Below are 24,828 nucleotides of genomic sequence, written 5' to 3' on the forward strand. Positions count from 1 at the left end.
ATGAAAATCGAATTACGCCATGGTTCCGGCGGCGAAGAAACCGGCCGCCTCATCCATGAACTCTTTGAAAAATATTTTACAAATCCCATATTGGACCGGATGGAAGACGGTGCCGTCCTGCCGGTGATGAAGGGCCATCCCGTCCTTACCTCCGACAGCTTCGTGGTGGAACCCCTCTTCTTTTCCGGCGGTGATATAGGGAAACTGTCTATCTGCGGCACGGTGAATGACCTGTCCTCCATGGGAGCCAGACCCCTCTATCTCACGGCCTCCTTCATTCTGGAAACAGGACTGGAAACGGAGATACTGGAAAAGGTAGTTTCCTCCATGGCGGAAACGGCCAGGGAAGCAGGCGTTTCCATCGTAGCAGGAGACACCAAGGTTATTGAAGGCAAAGGGGGTCTCTATATCAATACTGCCGGCATCGGTGAAAGGGCAAAGGGCCTTGCCATTTCTGCCTCCGCCATGGAAGAAGGAGATGCCGTCATCCTCACCGGCACCATGGGCGACCACCACGGCACCATCCTCACCGCCCGGCTACACATGAAGAGCAGCCTCAGAAGCGACTGCGCCCCTTTAAACGGACTGGTGGAAAGTCTTCTTAAGGAAGGCCTCACCATTCATACCATCCGGGATATTACCAGAGGCGGCCTGGCCACGGTGGCAAGCGAACTGACCGCAGCCTCCGGCAAAGCCATGGAACTGATGGAAGATGAGATTCCAGTGTCTGAAGAAATCCGAGAGCTCTCCGGCATTCTGGGCCTGGATCCCCTGACCATGGGAAACGAAGGGAAAATGATGATCATCCTTCCCGAAAAAGAAGCAGACCGGGCCCTTGCCATTTTACGAAACCATCCCTATGGCAGACAGGCATCCCTGGCAGGCCGTATTACCAAAGGCGAAGGCGTCCACCTCATCACCGCCTACGGAGGAAAAAGAAAACTCCTGCCCCTCAGAGGAGAAGGACTGCCAAGAATATGTTGATGATAGTGTACTAGTGTACTAGTGGGCTGGTGGGGTAGTGGGACAGCTGTCCGCTATCCGCTATCCGCGGTGGTGGGCGCCCTTTAAAAATCATTGGGCGCCATTATGATAAAACCATGCAGCCTCACTTCGCACGTGGAAATGCATTTCCCCCCTTGTCGGCTGGTGGTACCACCTTTACCCAGGAGGGAGGCACAACAAAACTCTGCGAGGATGTAATCTCATATGTGGCTCTAAGCAAAGCAGGGGTTGTTCTGCCACCGCTTGCGGGGGAAGTCCCGCGCAGCGGGCAAGGGGGAGGCGAGCGGAGCGAGCCCTTCCCGCCGACTGGTACTTACAGGCAGATGAGACACTGTCGTCATGCACCAGGATTCTTCCCTGTGTTCAGAATGACCATGTGAGACGGGAGGGTAATCCCGTAACGTCTTGTTTCCCCTTGAGGGGAATTCCCGCGAAGCGGGAAAGGGTGTACGAGGCTGCGAGGGATATTGATATTCTAAGTTGGTATGGAACCGCCGTCAGGCGGCATTTTTATTTATCACCGCCGAAGGCGGCAATCCACAACCCTCAGCCGCCAAAGGCGGCTGTCAAACCTAAGAACCTTCGCCCGCGCAGCAGGTGTCAATCTTAAGAACCTTTTTCCGTGGCCCTTCTACACAACCTGCCGCCGACAGGCGGTCCCAACCTGCGGCGTCAGCCGCGCCCCCGTTCGCCCAATGGGCGAACCTTCTGAACCCTCTGAACCCGGGCCGCAGGCGGCAGATGCCGCCTGCGGCCCTTGACAATCCCGCCCTCTCTTTATACACTTGTCAATAAGACGATTTCAGAGAAGAGGAAACGCTGTTTCCCTATTTCAAGTACAAGGAGGAACTATGTATAAAATTCAGAAAAAGATTGATAAATGTTTAGACCTTGTAGCCCGGGATGAAAAGGTGGTAGCTCCCTGCCAGCACCTTTCCTATTATCCCTTTGCCGTAGAAAGCGGGAAGGGAGAAATCCTGAAAGACGCTGACGGCAATGAATATATTGATTTCCTCACCAGCGCCTCTTCCCTGAATCTGGGAAGCTCCAATCCCATTCTTACCAAAGCCATTGAAGCGCAGCTGAAGAAATGCACCCAGTACACCGCTGCCTACTCCTACAATGAACCCATGATTTCCTATGCGGAAAAGCTGACCTCCGTATATCCCGGCGGCGTGAAGGCCAAGATTGCCTTTGGCAACTGCGGCTCCGACGGCAACGATGCAGCTGTGAAATTTGCCAGAGCCTACACAGGACGGACGAAAATTATTACCTTTATCAACGGCTACCATGGAAATACCTACGGATCCTCTTCCATGACCACCTGCACCACCCGTATGCATGCCAAAATGGGACCTTTCCTTCCGGAAATTTACCATTTCCCCTTTTACGGTGACAATGTGCCCGATGACATTGTGGAAAAGGAAGCAGTGAAGGATATCGAAACCGCCTTCAAAACCTACATGCCTGCCGATGAAGTGGCAGCAGTGGTGATTGAAGCCATCCAGGGCGATGCAGGCATCCTTCCGGCCCATCCCATTTTCATGAAAAAACTCTATGACCTCTGCAAAAAGCACGGTATCCTCTTCATTGATGAAGAAGTGCAGCAGGGCTTCTGGCGGGCAGGCCACTTCTTTGCCATTGAAAACTACCCCGGCATCATTCCTGACGGCATCATCATGGGCAAATCCATCGGCGCCGGCCTGACCCTGGGGGCCTTCATGGGAAGAGCGGAAATCATGGACTGCCTTCCTGCGCCGGCCCATCTCTTCACCCTGGGCGGCAACGCCATTGCCTGCGCCGCAGGCAATGCAGCCTTCGACTACTATCAGTCCGAAGAATTCCAGACTATTTATAAAAGGAACTGCGCCGATATCCAGAAGGAACTGGCAGCGCTGAAAGAAAAACATCCGGACAAAGTGGCCTTCTATCGCGGCCGCGGCATGTCCTGGGCCATCGGCATTGTGAAGAAAGATGAAAAAGGAAATACCATCCCCGACGGAGACGGCACCTTCAAAGTCTGCTTCCGCTCCTATGAAAAGGGACTCATCATCATTACCCTGGGCGAAAACCTGCTCCGCGTGCAGCCGCCCCTCAACATTTCCAAAGAAAACCTTCACAAAGCCTTCACCATTCTGGACGAATCCCTCACCGAGCTGGAAAAAGGAGACATTCCTGACGGTGTCTTCGAGTACCGCCACGGCTGGTAAATCTGTTTCATACATAAAAAAACGACTGCTTCGGCAGTCGTTTTTTGTTATAGAGAAATCGTCTTTCTGAAAGCCCATGGGCCCTTACAGGCCTAGAAGGGGCCTGGTCACATGCCTACCGTTTCATCCAGCGGTTCCTGGCAGAAAAGCTTCATGGCTCCTTCCGCCATTTTGCCGCCCTCATGGGCGGCGCCTTCCACCACATGCAGCTGCCAGCAGAAGGGGACGCCCAATTCCGCAGCTTTTGCCTCGCAGAAATGGAAGTAATTGTTGCACCGCTCCATGCGGTTCATACCCTGGGCATCGGCCTCCGGCGTATCCCGGAAAGGCTTCTCCCGGGAAATATCATTTCCGCCCATCAGCATAATGACGGGACGGGCAAAGGCCCGGGCCAGGTCCCTGTCCGAAAGAGGCACGTTCTTGATACCGTAGGGATAGCATACACTTTCATCAGGCATGGTGAACCAGCCCGCATTGGCGCACACAATGGCGTCAGCAGCCGGATGGCTGGCAAAGAGGGAATAACGGTGCATGAGCTGGCCGCCGGCGGAATGACCGAAAAGGATGACCTTGCCTTTGGCATGGGTCCGCCGTCTTACCGCTCCTGTCACATGGTCGATGGCATCAAAGGTCCACTGCTGCCGGGGCTGAATCGTCCCTTTTTCACCTTCTGCATCGGAAATATTTCCTTCCTGATACCACCGGGCGCCGGGATATTTCTTCGTGGAAAACTCCGGGCAGGCGATGAGCATATTGTATCGTACCGCCAGCTCCTCCAGATGCTTCTCAAACCGCTCCGCCTTCCTGGTGTACCCCGGAAAAGCGATAAACACGGGCTGGTCTTCAGTCCAGGTGGCAGGCTTGTAATAGTATACCGGAATAGGCTCTCCGCATGTGCCGCTTCTGTCCTCCAGAAAATAAGAACTTTCGCCCACCGGCAGGGAAGAATCCTTCCTGCGGGGAAACAGATAGGCAGTGACAGCGCCCAAAGCCAGGGCGGCCAGTGCTTTTGTAACTTTACCCAATGGTAAGATCTCCTTAATTGAAATAACAATCCACAGAGGATAAATGCCCTCCAATTGCACTATTATATCATGGAAGGGCAAAAAGGAAATGGCCTCTTTGCTAAAGGGTTCAAAGGGTGGTGGTGGGGCGCCTGTGGCGCGGTCGGGATCGGGACCGGGCCCTGGGCGGTGCTTTCCAGTATTCCCGAAGGTTGACACGCCTTATGGACAAGCCCCTATGGGGCTTGAGGGTTGACGGCCCGCTGGGCCGAAGGTTCTTAAGGGGCTTAAGTTTGACGCGCCTGTGGCGCGAGGGTTGTTGTAGGGCGCCTCTAAATTATAGAAGGCGCCAGTTTGTATAAAACCTTAACAACCGCCCTGCGGGCGAGGAAATGCATTCCCCCTTTGGTGGCTGGCGCCACCACCTTTCCCCCTGTTCAGGGGGCACTATAAAGCTCCGTTATGCTGTGAGCTGTTTATGAAAGGACTGCTTTTCAGAGCTTTATTCTGCCCCCTGAATAGGGGTGGCAAGGGAACACGATTCGTAAGGAAGCGAAGCGACCTGAGAATCGTGTGACACGCTTTCCCGTGGAGAAGTCCGGCACAGCCGGATAGGGGGTGGCGAACGCAGTGAGCCAATCACCAGAATGCTTAACATGCCATATGACACAGACAGCCAATCCCGTAACGTTCTTGCGTCCCCTTTAGGGGAAGAGGGCCACGAAGTGGCGAAGGGGTGGACGGTGGTAATCCTGATTATGATACTCTATGCTGACGTGACCGCCGCAGGCGGCTTATAAAACTCATCGCCCGTAAGGGCGATACCGCAACCCTCGGCCCAAAGGGCCGTTGCCCCCTGAGCGAAGCGAACATAACCCTTCTACACAACCCGCGGCGGAGCCGCGCCCCTTTTTTATAATCTGCGGCGGAGCCGCCACCACAACCCTCGGGGCCAAAGGCCCCGTCAAACTTAAGAACCCTCCGGCCCATAGGGCCGGTCAATCCTAAGAACCTTCCCCCTTTGAACCCTCTGAACCCTCTGAACCCTTTGAACCCTCCGCCCGAGCGGCCCCATAGATGATATAATAAAAATAAAGGAAATCAATCCCATTTCAAAAAGGAGGGACATCATGCTGATTCGCGAACGAAGTGAAGAACTGGAGAAGAAAATCCTCTGCCACCGGGCGGCTCTTTCCGCCAATGCACGGCGGGACAGGGAGGAGAAGAAGGACCCGCTGCGCACCGATTTCCAAAGGGACCGGGACCGGATCCTTCACAGTAATTCTTTCCGCCGGCTGAAACATAAAACCCAGGTTTACATCGCTCCCCGGGGAGACCATTACCGCACCCGCATGACCCATACCCTGGAGGTGGCCCAGATCGGCCGCACCATGGCCAGGGCCCTTCGGCTGAACGAGGATCTGGTGGAAGCCATTGCCCTGGGCCATGACCTGGGCCATACGCCCTTCGGCCATGTGGGGGAACAGGCGCTGCAGGAAGTATGCGGCCATTTCGAGCACAATGAGCAGAGCGTCCGCATTGTGGAGAAACTGGAAAAGGAAGGGCAGGGGCTGAACCTGACCGGGGAAGTGCGGGACGGCATGCTGAACCACTGTGGGAAGCTCACCGCCCATACCCTGGAGGGGGCTCTCATTAAATACGCCGACCGCATCGCCTACCTCTGCCATGATTATGAAGATGCAGAAACCATGGGCCTCATCGGTCCGGAGGATCTGCCGGACATGGTGAAGCATAAAATCGGTACCACCCATTCCTCCATGATTACCGCCCTCGTCACCAGCGTGGTGAAAAATTCCATGCAGAACGAAGAAGACGGCATCCACATGTCAAAGGAAGGGGACGAAGTGCTGAAAACCTTCCGGCAGTTCATGTTTGACGAGGTATACATGTCAAAGGCCCTGATTCCTGACCGGAAACGGGGGAGCAACGTGGTGAAAATGCTTTATAACTACTATACGGAAAAGCGGGCCGATGGAAGTTTCCATGAAACCAGGCTTCCTGAAAAGCAGATCCGTCTGGCGGGAGGACATATTCCCCTGGCTGCGGTGGACTACATTTCCGGCCTCACCGACAACTTCGCCATTAACCTCTTTGAAGACATTTTCGTGCCACGGTACTGGACATTCAAGAAAGAGTGAAGCGGCGGCTGCCGGCTGCCTGCTGTCGTTAAGCATGGCTGATGACTCTGGCTGGCTCACCGGTCCACTAAATAAATATCAGTGGGCGGAGCAGGCAGGCGATAGAAGGTAGAAGATAGATGGCAGACGGTCAGACTTCAGAAGGTTGTAATCCCGAAAGCAAGAGGGTTCATGTGCCTTTCGGCACCTGGGTTCTATCGTTCGTGCGCTTCGCGCCGAACGATAGGTTCGGGCCGGAATCGGCTTCGCCTCCTGTCTGGTTCAGAGGGGAGTTTTATATGCCGCCACAGGCGGCAATAAAATGGCGCCGACAGGCGCCCACCTCCCCAGCGGGCACGGTCAGCCAACCAATAGGTAAGCCCTTTAATGGGCAGGCTAAGGGCCTACTTTGGCTGACTTGGAGGTCCTATGCAGGACCTCCACAATACTACATAACTACCCTGGGCGGAGCCCTCAACCTGTCCGGGAGGCGTAGCCGGTCCCGGACAGAACCCTGGCGGCCCAGGGCCGTCAGGCCCGATGGCTGCCTCAACCCTCGCGCCCCAAAGGGCGCGTCAACCTTCGGGAATACAGTTTAGCATCGTATCTGCATGGAGCAGCCTGCGGCGTGTCAATATAACAATAAAGGAGGGGATTTCTTTGGAAGATGTAAAAGATTTAATCGGCCGTCTCATGAACCACGTAGACGGCAGCAGCTTTTCCGATGAAGAGCTGAAAAGACAGATCAATGCCATTTACAGCATTTATGCCAGCATTATGGGCTCCGAGCAGATCATCGTGCAGGCCAGCCGGTATAATGCGCTGAAATATATACATGATGAAAACCCCCGTATCCGCCTCATCGGCATGGAACGGCTCATTCTGGAAAGCCGGGACTATACCAGGGTGCCTACGGAGGAAGAAATACCATCCATTCTGGACAAGCTGGAAGATAAGCTGGCGGAAATGCTGGCCCGGCAGGCCGTGGAACGGCAGCTGGAAGAAAAGATAGCCGATCGCCTGGAAGAAAGGCATCAGGAATATGTGGATGAAATCCGCCAGGAAATCATTAATGAAGAAACGGGAGACACCGAAACACCCCAGAGCCGCCGTAAAATGGAAAAGCTGGAAGCCCTGGACAAAGTGAAGCTCACCTCTACCATTATGAATGTGGTGCGGCCCCGGAGCCTTTCGGAAATCGTAGGCCAGGACCGGGCGGTGAAAGCCCTTTTCTCCCGCATTGCCTCCCCCTATCCTCAGCACCTCATCCTCTACGGACCGCCGGGAGTGGGAAAGACCACCGCTGCCCGGCTGGTGCTGGACGAAGCAAAGAAACTTTCCTACACTGCCTTCGGGGAAAATGCACCCTTTGTAGAATGCGACGGCACCACCCTCCGCTGGGACGAAAGGGATATTACCAATCCCCTCATCGGCTCCGTCCACGACCCCATTTACCAGGGCGCCAGCCGCCAGCTGGCAGACGACGGCATACCGGAACCGAAACCGGGCCTGGTCACCGAAGCCCATGGCGGCGTCCTCTTCATTGATGAAATTGGTGAACTGGACCCCATGATGCTGAACAAGCTGCTGAAGGTACTGGAAGATAAGAGAGTTTATTTCGAATCGGCCTACTACGACGAAGACAATCCGGCCGTGCCGGACTACATCAGGAAACTGTTCAAAGACGGCGCGCCCGCCGATTTCATCCTTATCGGTGCCACCACCAGGCAGCCTGAAGAAATCAATCCCGCCATCCGCTCCCGCTGCGCCGAAGTGTTCTTTGACCCCCTCCAGCCCAAGGACGTGGTGGAAATCGTGAACCACGCAGCAGACAAACTGCAGGTCCATCTGGAAAAAGGAGTGGCAGACCTCATCAGCAGCTACACCATGGAAGGCAGAAAAGCAGTGAGCCTCCTGGCCGATGCCTACGGCCTTTCCGTCTATGAAAGCGGCGAAGCCAAAGATGTGACCATTACCCTGGACCTCATGAAACGCACCGCCCAGGCCAGCCGCCTCTCTCCCTGGCTGGGAAGGGTGAAGAAAGGAAATCCCAGAGTCGGCCACATTTACGGGCTGGGCGTAGCAGGCTACTGGGGAAGCACCATTGAAATCGAAACCGCCGCCTTCCCTGCCAGAACTCAGGGCAAAGGCACCATCCGCTTCAATGACACCGCCGGATCCATGGCCAAAGACTCCGTATCCACCGCTGCCGCCGTGGTGCGCCTTGTCACCGGCAAAGACCTTTCCGACTACGACCTTCATGTAAACATCGTAGGCGGAGGAAACATAGACGGCCCCTCTGCCGGCGCCGCCATTACCTGTGCCATTGTCTCCGCCGTGGAAAACAGGCCCCTCCGCCAGGACCTGGCCGTTACCGGAGAAATCTCCCTCTCCGGCGACGTGAAGCCGGTGGGCGGCGTCATGGAAAAAGCCTTCGGCGCCCGCCAGGCCGGCATGAAGGGCATCCTCATTCCGGCGGAAAATAAAGCGGACATCGACGCCAAAACCCTTGGCATCGAAGTCATCCCCGTCACCCATATCAGGGACGTACTGGATACCATGCTGGTGAAATAAAGGATTCGCCCTGACCGACCTTTTCCATTTAGCGGAGGGGCCTGAGCCTGCGGCGCAGAGGGGCCTATGGCATCCATCGGGCCTCTGGCCCTCGGTGCCAAGGGTTGTGTAGAAAGGTTGCATCGCTTCGCTCAGGGGGCCGCCGATTGGCGGTCAGGAAAATGATAGAGTGTCATATCTCTGCTCAGCCCCGTACACCCTTTTGCCACTACGTGGCATTTCCCCTCAAGGGGAAACGAGAAAATAGGTGGCACTGGATATTGTGTCACATATGACACAGACAGCCAATCCCGTAACGTTCTTGCGTCCCCTTTAGGGGAAGAGGGCCACGAAGTGGCGAAGGGATGTACGAGGGTAAGAATGATTATGATACTCGATGTGGACGTGACCGCCGAAGGCGGCATTATAAAACTCATCGCCCGATAGGGCGATACCACAACCCTTTGAACCTTCTGAACCCTGTGAACCCTCACACCGAAGGTGTGTCCAAAGGCGAAGCCGGGTAGGGGGTGGCGAACGCAGTGAGCCAATCACCAGAATGCTTATCATGCCATATGACACAGAAAGCCAATCCCGTAACGCTGACTTTATAAGCATTGCCCATAAGGGCAATCCGCAACCCTCGGCCCGAAGGGCCGTCAAACTTAAGAACCTTAAGAACCCTTTCCCCCTTTGGTACTGCGTACCACCTTCCCCCCGCAGGCGGTGGGACAATCACAGGGGGCCAAAGGCCCCGTCAAACTTAAGAACCCTCCGGCCGCGAGGCCGGTCCATCCTAAGAACCTTCCCCTCTGAACCTTCTGAACCCGGGCCACGGAGTGGCCCTATAATGCCCCCTTTGAACCCTTTCATTCATTTTCCAAATGATATATAATAATTTTTATAACCACGACCACTTTCATAGAACGCAATGAAACTCGCATGTTAGATAAAATCAGGAGATGATGGGTATGAAAAAGATGACGGGTATAAGCCGTTATATTTCCATGCCCGTTTTTTCTATTATCATTGTGGCCGTACTCTTATTGGACGCCGCTTTTTACAACTCCATCAGGACCAATGTAGAAACCAACTGCCGCGAAATAGGGAATGCCCGGCTCACCTGGGTTCAGCAGTCTCTGGAGCGGTATGTCACCATTACCAGTGTCATGGAAGGAAGGGTGAAGGAGCCCGGCGGCCCCCATGTCCCTGATCAGGCGAAGCTGGCAGACTTTGTGAAAATGGACAACGCCCTTCGCAGCATCCAGATTATCCAGGATGACGGCACCTTTACCGGGTACAACCAGGACACGGATATCCGCGATTTCAAAAATCCCATGGACAGCTCCCTGCATAATCTGGCCCGTGAAGTCCGCCGGTCCGGCAATGTGAGCATTACACCATCCATGGAAGTGGGGGATGGTCTCCGGGATATCGTGGTGCTTCGTCCCGTGTTTCTGCCTGATGACAAGGGAAACCGCCATTTCTGGGGATATATTCTGGCCATTATTGATACCCGCATCTTCCTGAAGGATGCCAATGTATCAAATCTGGAAGACCAGAACATTCTCTGCGGCCTCATTCATACAGAAGGAGACGGTACGGCTTCCGAAGTCTATGGAGACGAGAATTACAGAAAAGACGCCCTGTTTATGTCCCGGGAAATCTATGGAGATCACTGGACCCTGTATCTCCGCCCTGAAGGTTCCTGGGTAAATCCCTGGATCATGGTCCTCATCACCTGGGCAGGCTTATTGACTGCCCTGACCCTTGCCGTGCTGGCCCGCCGCAATGCACGCCTCCGCCGTATGGGTACCACCGATCCTTTGACCGGTGTATACAACAGAACCGGCGGCGACTGGACGGTGAGGCACTATCTGGAAGAACATGAGAATGAACCGGCCCTGGTCATGGCAGTGGATATCGACAATTTCAAAATCATAAACGATGTCTACGGTCACGAGGCAGGGGACGAGGCCCTCTGCCAGTTTACCAGGGATATGAAGGAAACTTTCGGCCAGAGCGCTGTTATTACCAGAAACGGCGGCGACGAATTCATCATTTTCTGCGGCTATGGCTGGAGCGGGAAAGCGGCAGAGGCTATTGACCGTTTCACAGAAAACCCCCACCTCATTACCTATAAAGGAAAGGAAATCCGGTTTTCCGCCTCCCTGGGCCTGGCCCGCTATCCGGAGCATGACAAAGACTATCGCAGCCTCTGCATTAAGGCGGATTATGCCCTCTACGGCGCCAAGCTGAACGGCAAATCCCGGTGGAAGGAATTTGATCCGGAGCTCAGGCTGAAAGATACCCGCACCCAGCTGGGCTTCAACCTCACGGATATCGGAAATGAAATGCCCGGCGCCATGGCGGTATACAGGGCGGACGACAGGAGTATCCTCTTTGCCAGCAGCACCCTCGTGGAATTCATGGAATGCGACAGCCTCGATGATTTCATGAAATATACGAAAATGTCCCTGGACCGGATTTTCCCTGATTCGGAAAAGGAGATGGCCAGGGCAGCCATTGACCGGCAGCTGGAGAATCCTTTCAACCGGCACCATTTCTATTTCATTACGGCCAATGTCCTTACCAAAAGTGGAAACCTCCGCCCTGTAGAAATCCGGGGCCACCGGAGCCACAATGCCAACTATGGAGATGTATTCTACATCTTCCTTTACGAAAAAGAACAGAAGGAATCATGAACATACGATACTACGACATAGGCCTCAACCTTTTCACTCCCTCCTTTCCCCATCCGGAAAAAATCATCGAAGATGCCGAAGCAGCCGGTGTCAGATGCATACTTACCGGCTCCGACCGGAAAGACAACGAACTGGTGAACGATTTCACAAAGAAACACGGCCTTCTGGGCACCGCTGGCATCCATCCCCACAGCACCGATGACGCCAGAGAAGAAGACCTTCAGCGCATCCGTGAAATCATCCTCACCAATCCTGCCATCAGGATGGTGGGAGAAACAGGCCTGGACTATGACCACATGTATGCCAAAAAAGAAAACCAGCTGCACTATTTCAAAAAACTCATCGCCCTGGCCGAAGAACTGCATAAACCCATGTTCCTCCATCTGAGAGATGCGGAAGATGACTTCCTGCACTGCTTCAAAGGCCACGAGTCCATCTGCCCCCTGTCCGTGGTCCACTGCTTCACCGGAAATAAGGAAACCCTCCGGAAACTGCTGGACCTGGGCTTCTACATCGGCATTACCGGCTGGATCTGCGACGAAAGAAGAGGAGACGCCCTCCGAGACGCCGTCTCCATCCTCCCCCTCAGCCGGGTCATGGTAGAAACCGACGCCCCCTACCTCACACCCCGGGGCTTCCACCTCAAAAGGACCAACGTCCCCCAGAACATTACCTACGTCGTAGAAACCCTGGCCTCCTACATGCACGTCACAGCAGAAGACCTCCGCCTTCACGCATTGGAAAATACGGAAAAAGTCTTCGGCATTCGATAGAAGAAGCTTCATGGACAAGCCCCTTTGGAGCTTGAGGGTTCAGGCGCCTTTCGGCGCCCGGGTTCTATCGTTCGTGTGCTGCGCACCGAACGATGGGTTCGACCCACAGAGCGGGCTGGTTCAGAGGGTAGTTTTATATGCCGCTGCCTGGGGCAGCGAAAACCGTCCAACCGAGCTTCGCTCAGAGGGCCGCCGATTGGCGGTCAGGACCGCGATGGAGCATCCTATCGGTGCTCTGCCCCGTACACCCTTTCCCGCTTCGCGGGACTTCCCCTCAAGGGGAAACGAGAAAATAGGTGGCACTGAATATTGTGTCACATATGACACAGACAGCCAATCCCGTAACGCTCCTTGCGTCCCCTTTAGGGGAAGAGGGCCACGAAGTGGCGAAGGGGTGGACGGTGGTAATCCTGATTATGATACTCTATGCTGACGTGACCGCCGCAGGCGGATTATAAAACTCTGCGCCCGAAGGGCGCCACCGCCACCCTTTGAACCAGCCTGCCAAAGGCAGGCCGAACCTTCAGAACCCTATGAACCCGGGCCGCGGAGCGGCCCCATAGCACCACCACCCTCTGAACCCTCAGCGCCGCAGGCGCGTTCAAAGAAAGGAGCCCATCATGCCCATCCATCTTCCTGCCAGAGTGCTCCGGGATATTTCAAAATTGGCCGCTAAAAACCACATTCAAAGGATTATCCTGTTCGGATCCCGGGCCAGAGGCACCCATACAGAACGGAGCGACATAGACATTGCCGTCAGCGGGGGAGATTTCGACAGCTTCTACAGGGATATTAAAAATGATGTCCATTCCCTCCTTATGTTTGATGTGGTGAACCTGGATGATGGTATTTCCGAAGAATTGCAGAAAGAATTGGACCGAGACGGAGTGGTGATTTATGAAAAAACTCGATAACTTCCTAAGCTGCCTTAAGGTACTGGAAAAAGCGGACTTCTCCCTGGCAGAGAATGATGAAATCTACCGCACCGGCATTATCGGCCAGTTCAACCTTACCTTCGAACTGGCGTGGAAAGCCCTGCAGCAGGTTCTGCGTCTTCATGGCGTGCAGGAAGCAGAAACCGGTTCTCCCAGAGAAATTCTCCAGCTGGGCTATAAAGTGGGATTCGTGGACGATCAGCCCGTATGGCTCCTCATGCTGAGGAAAAGAAATCAGTCCGTCCATATGTATGATGAAAATGAAATAGACGAACTGGTTCTTCTCATTAAAGACAGCTTCATTCCCGCCTTCGCCAGACTGGCCAAGACGTTGGAGAAAAAACTGAAAGAAGCGGAGGATTAAAGAGCGGCCTCAATGCTTTCTTGACCATGGTGGAGTGAGATTTCTCCACTCCGCTTCGCTTCGGTCGAAATGACGGAGGGCGCTCGCCACCACCGTCATCTCGAGCGGAGCTGCGTGTCGGTATGGGGCAGAGGGAAAACGCATTGATGATGCTCTGAGTCGAGAGATCTCCTACCGTAATGCCGCCCGTACCATCAGAGGGGGAGATTTCTCCACTCCGCTCCGCTTCGGTCGAAATGACGGAGGGCGCGGGCCGGCTTTTTTTATAATCTGCGCCCGAAGGACGCCACCATCACCCTCGGCCCGAAGGGCCGTCGCCCCCTGAGCGAAGCGAACACAACCCTTCTACACAACCTGCGGCGGAGCCGCGCCCCTTTGCGCCCTCTGGGCGCATCCTCTGACCCCGGGGCCGCGGAGCGGCCCCATAAATAAGGAGTCTCCTATGACCAAAAGAAATATTCCTGTAAAAATGAACGAAACCTACACCCTTTCCATACGCGACCTGGGTATTCATGGGGAAGGCATCGGTTCCGTCGAAGATTTCACCGTTTTTGTGCCCGGCGCCCTGCCGGGAGAGACGGTGACTGCCCGTATCGTGTCAGCCAAGAAATCCTATGCCCAGGGAAGGCTGATTTCCGTAGACAGCCCCTCTCCCTTCCGCACAAAGCCGGAATGCCCTGCCTACCATGCCTGCGGCGGCTGCCAGATTTCCCATCTCACCTATGAAGGCCAGCTGGCGCTGAAAGAAAAGCGGGTGAAAGACGTGGTGAGCCGTCTGGGCGGATTTTCGGAAAACCTGGTGCTTCCCATTCTTCCTGCGGACCATCCCTGGAACTACCGGAACAAAATGGCCGTGCCTGTATCCCAGGTCACCGGCGGTCCGGTGATTGGCTACTACCGCCAGGGCAGCCATCAGGTGGTGCCCATTGACGGCTGTCTCATCCAGGAAGAAGAAAACAACCGGGTCCTCCGCTTTGCCCAGGGTTTCATGGCAAGGCACCATGTCCAGGGGTACAACGAGAAATCCCGCAAAGGCTCTGTGCGTCATATCATGGCAAGAACCGGGGACAAGGGAGAAGTGATGGTGGTCATCGTCACCGCCACGCCGGCCCTTCCCTTTGCGGAACTCTGGGTGAAAGAAATGCGACAGCTCCTGCCGGAAGTGGTTTCCATCTACCACAACGTACAGAAAAGCCCGGGCAATGTGATTCTGGGACAGACCCTTCACCACCTCTGGGGCCGGAAAACCCTCACGGCCACCCTGGCAGGCCTTTCCTTTGAGGTGTCGCCTTTCTCCTTCTTCCAGGTTCATAAAGACCAGGCAGAGAAACTGTACGCCAAAGCCCTGGAATACGCAGACCTTACCGGCAGCGAAACGGTCATAGACGCTTACTGCGGTACCGGCACCATTTCCCTCTGTCTGGCAAAGAAAGCGAAAAAAGTGATCGGCATTGAAATCGTGGAAGCAGCCATTGAAGACGCCGGAAGAAATGCCGATTTCAACCATGTGGAAAATGTGGAATTCCATGCCGCCGATGCAGGAAAGCTCATGCCGAAACTCTATAAAGAAGGCCTGCGCCCCGACGTCATTGTCATGGACCCCGTCCGTGCCGGCTGCAACGAAGATGTGCTGAAGGCCGCTGTCGCCATGGAACCGAAACGCATGGTCTACGTTTCCTGCAACCCCGCCACCTTCGCCAGAGATGCAAAAGTTCTCGCCGGCCTCGGATATACCCTCAAAAAAGTCCAGCCGGTAGACATGTTCCCCCAGACCATGCACGTGGAAACGGTGGCCCTGATAGTCAAGTAAACATAGGACGAAATCAGAAAGGGACTGTAAATCATTTCTTTACAGCCCCTTTTGCGAACCATGAACAGTTTCCGTCCATTGATCATTTCCCGGGACGCCTATAAAATAAGGGTAAAAATCCAAAGGAGAGCAGGTCATGAAAAGAATTCTGATTTCACCACATGTCCTCCACAGGGAAGCCTTTGACTTGGGCGCCTCCATCTGATGTATACCAATTGATGCATAGCCCTTGCATTTTCCTGCCATCTGGTTTATGATACTTACAAGTTCATAAATGGTCAGATTTAGATTCGAAGAGGAGTCCGTGAAGGGCTCCTTTTTTTGACATTCTGAAAGTTTTCATAGAAATGATGATTAGAATTATATAAAAATAAATATTCCCTATTGCGTATAATTATATATTTATAGTATGCTGAAAAAAGCATATTTCTGGCCCGGGAGATATGGAAGGAGAGAGGGTAAGCAGAGGAAACATGGACACTCTTGCAAAAGTATTTTCACTCCTTCAGAAAGGGCAGGTTATCCATATATTTTTCTAAAGGAGCGAAGAACTATGAAAAAAATTCTCGCACTGGCAGCTGCAGCTGCACTCACCGCTGGCGTATCCGCTTACGCAGCAAATCCATTCTCCGATGTTTCCACCGATGACTGGGCTTACCAGGCAGTATCCGACCTCTCCGACCAGGGCGTGGTAGAAGGCTACCCGGACGGCATCTTCAAAGGTGAAAGAAACATTACCCGTTATGAACTGGCTCAGATCATTGCCCGCCTCATGGCAAAAGAAGACCAGCTGAACGCTGAACAGCGTGCAACCCTTGACAAACTGGCTGGCGAATACGCTGACGAACTGGCTAACCTGGGCGTTCGCGTTTCCAACCTGGAAAAGAAAGTAGGCAACATCTCCTGGTCCGGCAACGGCTACATGAAATTTGCTCAGGGCTACAAAACCTATGAAACCGGCACCGGCAAAGACGCAGTTACCCATTATACAGGCAAAGCTGATGACAAATACGTTGGCCGTATCCGTATCAACGTAAAGGGCCAGGTCAATGACTCCACCTATGTGAATGGCCTGCTCCGTTCTGATATGAACTTCAAAGACAGCGAAACCAGCGATACCTACATGCAGAGACTCTATGTTCGTCATGCATTCGGCGACAAGGTAGAAGCTACCCTTGGCAAATATGACCAGTTCTTCGGCCAGACCGGCGTATTCTTCGATTCTGAAATCAAAGGCGCTGAAGTGGCATTCCATGCAAATGATGCAGCCAACCTGGCAGTAGGCTATGGCCGCTTCGAAGACTGGAACGGAGACTATGCAGACAACATCACTGATAAACATGAATATGCCTACGCACAGTTCTCCGGCGAAGCAGGACGCTTTGCTTATGACGTAGACTATGTGAACGGCACCAGCTCCAACAAAGTCAACATCTGGGGCGCAGGCCTCACCGCAGGCCTTGGCGGCGGCTTCGACGTATTCGGTGACTACTACAAGAACACCGATGCCAAAGGCGATCCGGATCTCTGGACTGCAGGCCTTGGCTACGGCAAACAGGATAATGCTAAAGTCGGCTCCTTCCGTGTAGCTGCTTCCTATGTAGACGCTGAAAGAAATGCATTCCTCGGTGCTTACACCTACGATGCTTCCCCACTGGACGCTCTTCTGAACAAAGACGTCAAAGAAGTTAAATTCTGGCGTGCAGAAGGCGATGTAACCCTCGCTAAGAACGTAAGACTCCACGGCGAATACAGCTTCGACGTAAAGACCAAAGGCACCGATACCGACTACGATGATGTAGCATCCGTATCCCTGAACTATGTATTCTAATTTTCATTAGAATGAAAAAAGAAGCTCCTCGAAATGAGGGGCTTTTTTTTTCTACATCCTGACGGCCAAAGACTCCGGCGCCAGCCGTGCCCCTTTTTTAACATGACGGTAGGGTGACACGGCTCTTTCGTCATCTCGAGCGGGGCTGCGCGTCGGTATGGGAAACAGATGGAAAACGCTTTGATGATACTCTGAGTCGAGAGATTTCCCGCCCCAATGCTGCCCGTACCATTAGAGGGAGGAGATTTTTCCACTCCGCTCCGCTACGGTCGAAATGACGAGAGGGGCGCTCGCCGCCACCGTCATCTCGAGCGGGGCTGCGTGTCGGCATGGGGGACAGACGGTAATCGCTCCCATGATACTCTGAGTCGAGAGATCTCCCGCCCCAATGCTGCCCATACCATCAGAGGGAGGAGATTTCTCCACTCCGCTCCGCTACGGTCGAAATGACGAGAGGGGCGCTCGCCGCCACCGTCATCTCGAGCGGGGCTGCGCGTCGGTATGGAGGGCAGATGGAAAACGCTCCGATGATACTCTGAGTCGAGAGATCTCCCACCCCAATGTCGCCCGTACCATCAGAGGGAGGAGATTTCTCCACTCCGCAACGCTTTCGTCGAAATGACGAGAGGGGCGCTCGCCACCATCGTCATCTCGAGTGGGGTTGCGTGTCGGTATGGGGCAGAGGAAAACCGCTCCGATGATACTCTGAGTCGAGAGATTCCCCGCCTCATTGCTGCCCGTACCATCAGAGGGAGGAGATTTCTCCACTCCGCAACGCTTTCGTCGAAATGACGAGAGGGGCGCTCGCCGCCACCGTCATCTCGAGCGGGGCTGCGTGCCGGTATGGGAGACAGACGGTAACCGCTCCGATGATACTCTGAGTCGAGAGATCTCCCGCCCCAATGTCGCCCGTACCATCAGAGGGGGAGATTTCTCCACTCCGCTTCGCTTCGGTCGAAATGACGGGGGCGCGGGCCGGCTTTTTTTATAATCTGCGGCTTCAGCCGCCACCACTACCCTCTGAACCTTTTGAACCTTTTGAACCTTCACACCGCAGGTGTGTCCAAGGGCGTAGCCAACACATAGAAAATCATCATTCATGCTTATCGAGACTCTTGAATATTGTAACGGTCCATGATATACTATGACTACAGCAATGAAGCAGAAGAAAGTGACTATCGAACAGTATGAAAGGTTGTATTTCTTACTGCTGCTGAAAGAAACATCCCGTCGGACTACCGGATATCGTACAAACTCCGGCGGAGCATCTCATACAAAGGGGATTTACCCCGCAAGTGATTGAAAGGAAGGTATTAGTATGGCAAAAGCAGACATTCAGGAACAGTATGGACTCTTTATTAACGGCGAATTCGTTCCGGCTTCTGACGGCGCTACCTTTGACGCCCACAATCCGGCAAATGGCGAGCACTTGGCTTATTTCGCAGAAGCAACCAAAGAAGACGTGGACAGCGCAGTGAAGGCAGCAAGAGCAGCCCTTCCGGCCTGGTCCAAGACATCTCCTATTGAAAGACAGAACATCCTGCTGAAAATTGCAGATATTATTGATGCCAATGCAGACCACCTGGCACTGGTGGAAACACTGGACAACGGCAAACCTATCCGTGAAACCAAAGCTGCCGACATTCCCCTGGGCAGCGACCATTTCCGCTACTTTGCAGGCTGCCTCCGTGCATGGGAAGGCTCTGCCACCATGCTGGACGACAACACCCTGTCCCTCATTCTCCATGAACCGGTAGGTGTAGTAGGCCAGGTCATTCCCTGGAACTTCCCCTTCACCATGGCATGCTGGAAACTGGCTCCTGCCCTGGCAGCCGGAAACACCATCGTCATTAAACCATCTTCCCACACATCCCTCTCCCTCATGGAACTCACCCGTCTCATCCAGGATGTACTTCCGAAGGGCGTATTGAACGTCATCACCGGCAAAGGCTCCAAATCCGGCCAGTGGCTCCTTGATCACCCGGACCTGGACAAACTGGCCTTCACCGGATCCACCGAAGTCGGCCACGGCGTATACCAGGCTGCCTGCGACAAACTCATCCCCGTTACCCTGGAACTGGGCGGCAAATCTGCCAACATCGTATTTGACGATGCAGACCTGGCCCAGGCCGTAGACGGCGCATGCAAAGGCATCCTCTTCAACCAGGGCCAGGTATGCTGCGCAGGCTCCCGCCTCTTCGTACAGGAAGGCATTTTTGACGAATTTGTAAAACACCTGAAAGCCACCTTTGAAAGCGTAAAGATCGGTGATCCCACAGATCCAGAAACCCAGCTGGGCGCCCAGATTTACAAATCCCAGCAGGACAAAGTACTGAAATATGTACAGATCGGCATTGACGAAGGCGCCAAACTCATTACCGGCGGCGAAAGATACACCGAAAACGGCTGCGACAAAGGCTTCTTCATGAAACCCACCATCCTTGTCACCGACAAGAACAGCGACCGCGTATGCCAGGAAGAAATCTTCGGACCAGTGGTAGTAATCCAGAAATTCAAAACCGCCGATGAAGTCATCGCCCTGGCCAACGACAGCGTTTACGGCCTTGGCGGCGCTGTATTCACCAAGAACATCAACACCGCCCTCAAAGTAGCCCGCGGAGTCCGCACCGGCCGTATGTGGGTCAACACCTACAACGACCTCCCTGCAGGCGCTCCCTTCGGCGGCTACAAACAGTCCGGCATCGGCAGAGAAACCCACAAAGTCATGCTGGAACACTACAGCCAGATGAAGAACATCTACATCAACCTCAAAGAAGGCGTCAGCGGCATGTACGACATTAAATAATGACTGCTGAAAAAACTCCTTTCCCTCGGGAAGGGAGTTTTTTTATGGAAAGAAATAGGAAGCCCCGGAGAAACTGTAGGTCGGGATCGGGACCGAGACGGTGCTTTCCAGTATTCCCGAAGGTTGACACGCCTTATGGACAAGCCCCTATGGGGCTTGAAGGTTCTAAAGTTTGACGGGGCTATCGCTCCGAGGGTTCTTAGGTTTGACGCGCCTCCGGCGCGAGGGTTATGGTGGGCGCCTTACATTTATAGAAGGCGCCCTCTTATGATAAAACCTAACAACCGGGCTTTTGCCCGAGGAAAAACCATACAACCGCCCTGCGGGCGTCGGAAATACATTCCCCCTTTGGTGGCTGGCGCCACCACCTTTCCCCCGCAAGCGGTGGCACTATAACCCGTGCTTACTGTTAACGCTCCTTGCGTCCCCTTTAGGGGAAGAGGGCCACGAAGTGGCGAAGGGGTGGACGGTGGTAATCCTGATTATGATACTTGATGTGGACGTGACCGCCGAAGGCGGCATTATAAAACTCATCGCCCCCTAAAGGGGAAACGACTCACTACATTTTGCGCGTCGCTTCGCTCAGGGGGCCGCCGATTGGCGGTCAGGATAGCGATAGAGCATCATATCGGTGCTCTGTCCCGTACACCCTTTTGCCTCTTCGAGGCATTTCCCCTCAAGGGGAAACGAGAGATATGAGGGAAAAAACGGGGAGTCATACACTTCATGCACCATTCCGGAGTTTCCCCCTTTGGTGGCTGGCGCCACCACCTTTCCCCCGCAAGCGGGGGCACAATAAAGCTCCGTAAGGCTATTTTTTCATAAAGTGGCTCTACGCTAAGCACGGGTTGTTCTGCTCCCGCTTGCGGGGGAAGTCCCGCGCAGCGGGAAAGGGGGAGGCGAACGCAGCGAGCCAATCACAGAATGCTTATCATGCCATGTGATACAGAAAGCCAATCCCGTAACGCTCCTTGCGTCCCCTTTAGGGGAAGAGGGCCACAAAGTGGCGAAGGGGTGGACGGTGGTAATCCTGATTATGATACTCTATGCTGACGTGACCGCCGCAGGCGGCATTATAAAACTCATCGCCCCCTAAAGGGGAAACGACTCACTACATTTTGCGCATCGCTCTGCTCAGGGGGCCGCCGATTGGCGGTCAGGATAGCGATGGAGCATCCTATCGGTGCTCTGCCCCGTACACCCTTTTGCCTCTTCGAGGCATTTCCCCTCAAGGGGAAACGAGAAAATAGGTGGCACTGGATATTGTGTCACATATGACACAGACAGCCAATCCCGTAACGCTCCTTGCGTCCCCTTTAGGGGAAGAGGGCCACAAAGTGGCGAAGGGTGTGCAAGCGAACTGGATTCATAGGGGAGCCTCGCGACCCGCGAATCCAGTGAGATGCCATCCAGCGAAGTCGGTGTGGACGGTGGTAATCCTGCCAATTCGCAGAATGCTTATCATGTCATATGATATAGAAAACTAATCCCGTAACGCTGACTTTATACTCATCGCCCCCTAAAGGGGAAACGACTCACTACATTTTGCGCGTCGCTAGCGCTCCTTCAAAATGTGTTCGCTGTGCACCTGCGGGCGATACCACAACCCTCGGCCTGAAAGGCCGTCAAACTTAAGAACCCTTGGGCCGAAGGCCCATCCATCTTAAGAACCTTTCCCCTCTAAACCCTCTGAACCCGGGCCGCCTGCGGCGGCCCTCATAGAACTTTCCCTTGACTGGATAGAGAAAATCCCATATAATCAAGTAAATAGTATACTATGTACTCAAAGGAATGAAAAATCATAAGGAGAAAAGCATGGCAAGTTTGGAAGATATACTGGTAAAGAAGCATCTGAAAAGGACGAAAGCGCGGATTATGATTTTAAAAGTCCTGGAGAAGAGCCTGCCCCTTACGGCAGGAGAGGTGTATGAGCTGGTACGGGGCAAGGACACCCGCCTCAGTCTGTCCACGGTGTATCGCAACTGCGAAGCCTTGGCGGAGAAAGGGCTGCTCTATCGGTCCACCACCATGTCCGACGGCCTCACCCGCTATGAATATGCCCATGACACGCCGGTGTACTATGCCATCTGCCTTTCCTGCCACCGTATTTTCCCGGTGGATGTGGATCTGGAGAAAGGATACCGGCAGCACATGGACGAGGAATACGGCTTTGAAGTGGCGGAGCCGAAGGTGGAAATCTACGGATACTGCCGCGAATGCCGGGCTTCCGGAAAAGCAGAGGAGCATAAGGGGAAAATGGAATTATTATAATGATAAAGAGAATCTCGGGAGGACTGCCAAATGACCATCATTTGGCAGTCCTCTTTTTCTTGGACACCCGCTTTCTCAAAACTTGACAGACTGAAATAGAGAAAACCATTCTCAGAATAGACGGTAGAGAGAAAATCATTCTCAAAATAGAAGAGAAGGTAAAAGGAAAAGAGCCCTTTCTATCGCATCAAAAATGATGAAATATCCCTATTTGAGAATAAGCCTTCTAAAGAACTGTTTCTCATTTAATGAGAAAATCATACATTTTATCAAAGATTATAGTATTGTTTTATAATAATATACATAACGGAAATTTGTTAATTTCTAATAAATATGATATAATGAGAAAGTCCAAAGGAGTCCTGCCTTTTGGACAGGAAAAGGAAAGAAAAAGAAGAGCAGAGGAAACACGGTCACTCGCGCAGACATTCTTTTTCAGGATTTTTCCCCTATGCAGGATCATATCTGTTTATATAAGGAGCGAAGAACGATGAAAAAGATTCTCGCAATCGCAGCTGCTGCTGCACTGACTGCTGGCGTTTCCGCTTTCGCAGCCAATCCATTCTCTGATGTTTCCACTGATGACTGGGCTTACCAGGCAGTATCCGACCTCTCCGACCAGGGCGTTGTAGAAGGTTATCCGGATGGTACCTTCAAAGGCGAAAGAAACATTACCCGTTATGAACTGGCTCAGATCATTGCCCGCCTCATGGCAAAAGAAGACCAGCTGAACGCTGAACAGCGTGCAACCCTTGACAAACTGGCTGGCGAATACGCTGACGAACTGGCTAACCTGGGCGTTCGCGTTTCCAACCTGGAAAAGAAAGTGGGCAATATTTACTGGTCCGGCGATGCTCGTATGCAGTACCAGCACAACCTGAATGATGAAGGCAAAGCAAAGGACAAAGATACCTGGAATGGCCGTATGCGTATCAACGTAAAAGGCCAGGTCAATGACCAGGTCACCGTTAACGGCCGTTTCGTGACCAATATGTACTTCAAGAATGCAGAAGATGATGATGGCGACACCACCATGGACCGCATCTACTCTGAATGGACACCGAATGACCAGACCTATGTCAGAATCGGCCGTCAGGGCGTAGCTCTTGACCAGACCGGTACATTCTGGGATGAAGATGGACAGTATGATGGCATCACCGCTGGCTGGGACAATGGCAAGATCGGTATCGATGCAGGCTATGGTTATCTGAAGTCCGCTGAAAATGCTTGGAAGTATGGCGATGACGAAATCGGAAAAGCTTATACTGCAAAGAGCAAGACTGAAAACTGGTTTGCAAAACTGACCGGCCATGTAGCTGACGGCGCTGATATTTCTGCTTTCTATCTGGATAGCCGCGATGGCGATTATGATGTTTACAAAGGCAAAGACCTCTCCACCTGGGGCGCTGGCGCTACCATCGGTCTTGGTCACAGCAACTTCACCCTTGATGGTGACTATGTAAAGACAAAGAATGCTAAGAACGGCACCAAAGACGCAGCTCTGTGGACCGCAGGTCTCACCTATGGCGCAGTTGATACCGATAAACCAGGTACCTGGCAGCTGGGTGCACACTATGTAAAGGCTGATGCAGGCTCTATCCTCCTCGGTAACTCCGCTCTGGACCTCACCGACCAGCTGCAGTATGGCTTCGATGAAAACTCCGATGTTCATTTCTGGGTAGCCCGCGCAGGCGTAGCACTCCAGAAGAACGTAGAACTGGACGCTTACTACAACTTCGCAGCCAAAGCATCCGGCAGCACCGAAGATCCCGACGACACCTGGGGCATCGAACTGAACTACGCATTCTAATGAGAATGAAAAAAGAGAACTCCTTCGGGAGTTCTTTTTTTATGGCTTTTTGAACATAAGACCCTTTCTCCCCGCCCCCTGAACAAAAGCGATGCAACCCGCGGCGAAGCGACGCCCCTTTCTTTATAATCTGCGCCCGAAGGGCGCCACGGCACTTTCGTCATCTCGAGCGGAGCTGCATGTCGGTATGGGAGACAGATGGAAAATGCTCCTATGATGCTCTGAGTCGAGAGATCTCCCGCCCCAATGCTTCTTAGACTATTGAGGAGTGAGATTTCTCCACTTCGCTTCGCTTCGGTCGAAATGACGAGAGGGGCGCTTGCCAACACCGTCATCTCGAGCGGAGGATTTACGAGAAGATTGTCTCGCGGTGTTTTATTCTGCCCCCTGCATAGGGGGAAGTCCCGCGCAGCGGGAAAGGGGGAGGCGAACGCAGTGAGCCAATCACAGAATGCTTATCATGCCATGTGATACAGAAAGCCAATCCCGTAACGTCGACTTTATACTCATCGCCCGATAGGGCGATACCACCACCCTCGGGGCCAAAAGCCCCGTCAAACTTAAGAACCCTCCGGCCGCGAGGCCGGTCCATCCTAAGAACCTTTCCCTTCAC

15 protein-coding genes are annotated in these 24,828 nt (G+C 53.5%); 14 read left to right on the forward strand and 1 reads right to left on the reverse strand.

Annotated elements, in window-relative coordinates; translation table 11 throughout:
* Both hypE and NW747_RS04725 read left to right on the forward strand, forming a co-directional pair.
* On the forward strand, positions 1-984 hold the full coding sequence (hypE, locus tag NW747_RS04720) for a hydrogenase expression/formation protein HypE (RefSeq protein ID WP_273188195.1): 984 nt from the start codon (positions 1-3) through the stop codon (positions 982-984).
* 872 nt (positions 985-1,856) lie between these two features.
* Positions 1,857-3,215 carry an aminotransferase class III-fold pyridoxal phosphate-dependent enzyme gene (locus tag NW747_RS04725; RefSeq protein ID WP_273188196.1) on the forward strand — a complete coding sequence of 453 codons (1,359 nt, stop codon included), beginning with the start codon at positions 1,857-1,859 and terminating at the stop codon, positions 3,213-3,215.
* 107 nt (positions 3,216-3,322) lie between these two features.
* On the opposite strand, the gene NW747_RS04730 is transcribed toward NW747_RS04725, so the two are convergent.
* Entirely contained in the window at positions 3,323-4,240 is a 918-nt protein-coding gene (locus tag NW747_RS04730) for a dienelactone hydrolase family protein (protein WP_273188197.1), read from the reverse strand.
* Positions 4,241-5,349: 1,109 nt separating this feature from the next.
* On the opposite strand from NW747_RS04730, the gene NW747_RS04735 reads away from it, so the two are divergent.
* From NW747_RS04735 to NW747_RS04790, 12 genes are all read left to right on the forward strand, one after another.
* Complete coding sequence (locus tag NW747_RS04735) at positions 5,350-6,378, forward strand: deoxyguanosinetriphosphate triphosphohydrolase (RefSeq protein ID WP_273188198.1); 1,029 nt, start codon at positions 5,350-5,352, stop codon at positions 6,376-6,378.
* 639 nt (positions 6,379-7,017) lie between these two features.
* The gene (gene lonC / locus NW747_RS04740; protein ID WP_273188199.1) at positions 7,018-8,931 is read left to right on the forward strand and encodes a Lon family ATP-dependent protease; all 1,914 of its coding nucleotides are present in this window, start codon (positions 7,018-7,020) and stop codon (positions 8,929-8,931) included.
* A 950-nt stretch (positions 8,932-9,881) separates the two neighbouring features.
* A complete protein-coding gene (locus NW747_RS04745) occupies positions 9,882-11,615 on the forward strand; it encodes a sensor domain-containing diguanylate cyclase (protein WP_273188200.1) in 1,734 nt (577 codons plus the stop codon).
* The gene (locus NW747_RS04750) at positions 11,612-12,388 is read left to right on the forward strand and encodes a TatD family hydrolase (protein WP_273188201.1); all 777 of its coding nucleotides are present in this window, start codon (positions 11,612-11,614) and stop codon (positions 12,386-12,388) included. Before NW747_RS04745 ends, NW747_RS04750 begins: the two co-directional genes overlap by 4 nt.
* Before the next feature lie 311 nt (positions 12,389-12,699).
* Positions 12,700-12,846 carry a hypothetical protein gene (locus NW747_RS04755; RefSeq protein ID WP_273188202.1) on the forward strand — a complete coding sequence of 49 codons (147 nt, stop codon included), beginning with the start codon at positions 12,700-12,702 and terminating at the stop codon, positions 12,844-12,846.
* 162 nt (positions 12,847-13,008) lie between these two features.
* Positions 13,009-13,302 (forward strand): nucleotidyltransferase family protein, encoded by a 294-nt coding sequence (locus NW747_RS04760; protein WP_273188203.1) that lies wholly within the window; start codon positions 13,009-13,011, stop codon positions 13,300-13,302.
* Complete coding sequence (locus tag NW747_RS04765) at positions 13,286-13,687, forward strand: HI0074 family nucleotidyltransferase substrate-binding subunit (protein WP_273097311.1); 402 nt, start codon at positions 13,286-13,288, stop codon at positions 13,685-13,687. Before NW747_RS04760 ends, NW747_RS04765 begins: the two co-directional genes overlap by 17 nt.
* A 442-nt stretch (positions 13,688-14,129) precedes the next feature.
* Complete coding sequence (gene rlmD, locus NW747_RS04770) at positions 14,130-15,497, forward strand: 23S rRNA (uracil(1939)-C(5))-methyltransferase RlmD (protein ID WP_273188204.1); 1,368 nt, start codon at positions 14,130-14,132, stop codon at positions 15,495-15,497.
* A gap of 553 nt (positions 15,498-16,050) precedes the next feature.
* Positions 16,051-17,328: an S-layer homology domain-containing protein gene (locus NW747_RS04775; RefSeq protein WP_273188205.1), complete on the forward strand. Its 1,278-nt coding sequence runs from the start codon at positions 16,051-16,053 to the stop codon at positions 17,326-17,328.
* 1,318 nt (positions 17,329-18,646) lie between these two features.
* Complete coding sequence (locus NW747_RS04780; protein ID WP_008860626.1) at positions 18,647-20,134, forward strand: aldehyde dehydrogenase family protein; 1,488 nt, start codon at positions 18,647-18,649, stop codon at positions 20,132-20,134.
* 1,815 nt (positions 20,135-21,949) lie between these two features.
* Positions 21,950-22,405, forward strand: a complete 456-nt coding sequence (locus NW747_RS04785; protein ID WP_008860634.1) for a Fur family transcriptional regulator — start codon at positions 21,950-21,952, stop codon at positions 22,403-22,405.
* A 490-nt stretch (positions 22,406-22,895) separates the two neighbouring features.
* Complete coding sequence (locus tag NW747_RS04790; RefSeq protein WP_273188206.1) at positions 22,896-24,215, forward strand: S-layer homology domain-containing protein; 1,320 nt, start codon at positions 22,896-22,898, stop codon at positions 24,213-24,215.
* Positions 24,216-24,828 lie beyond the last annotated feature (613 nt).

Source organism: Dialister succinatiphilus, assembly GCF_928721695.1.
GTDB classification, from domain to species: domain Bacteria; phylum Bacillota; class Negativicutes; order Veillonellales; family Dialisteraceae; genus Dialister; species Dialister succinatiphilus.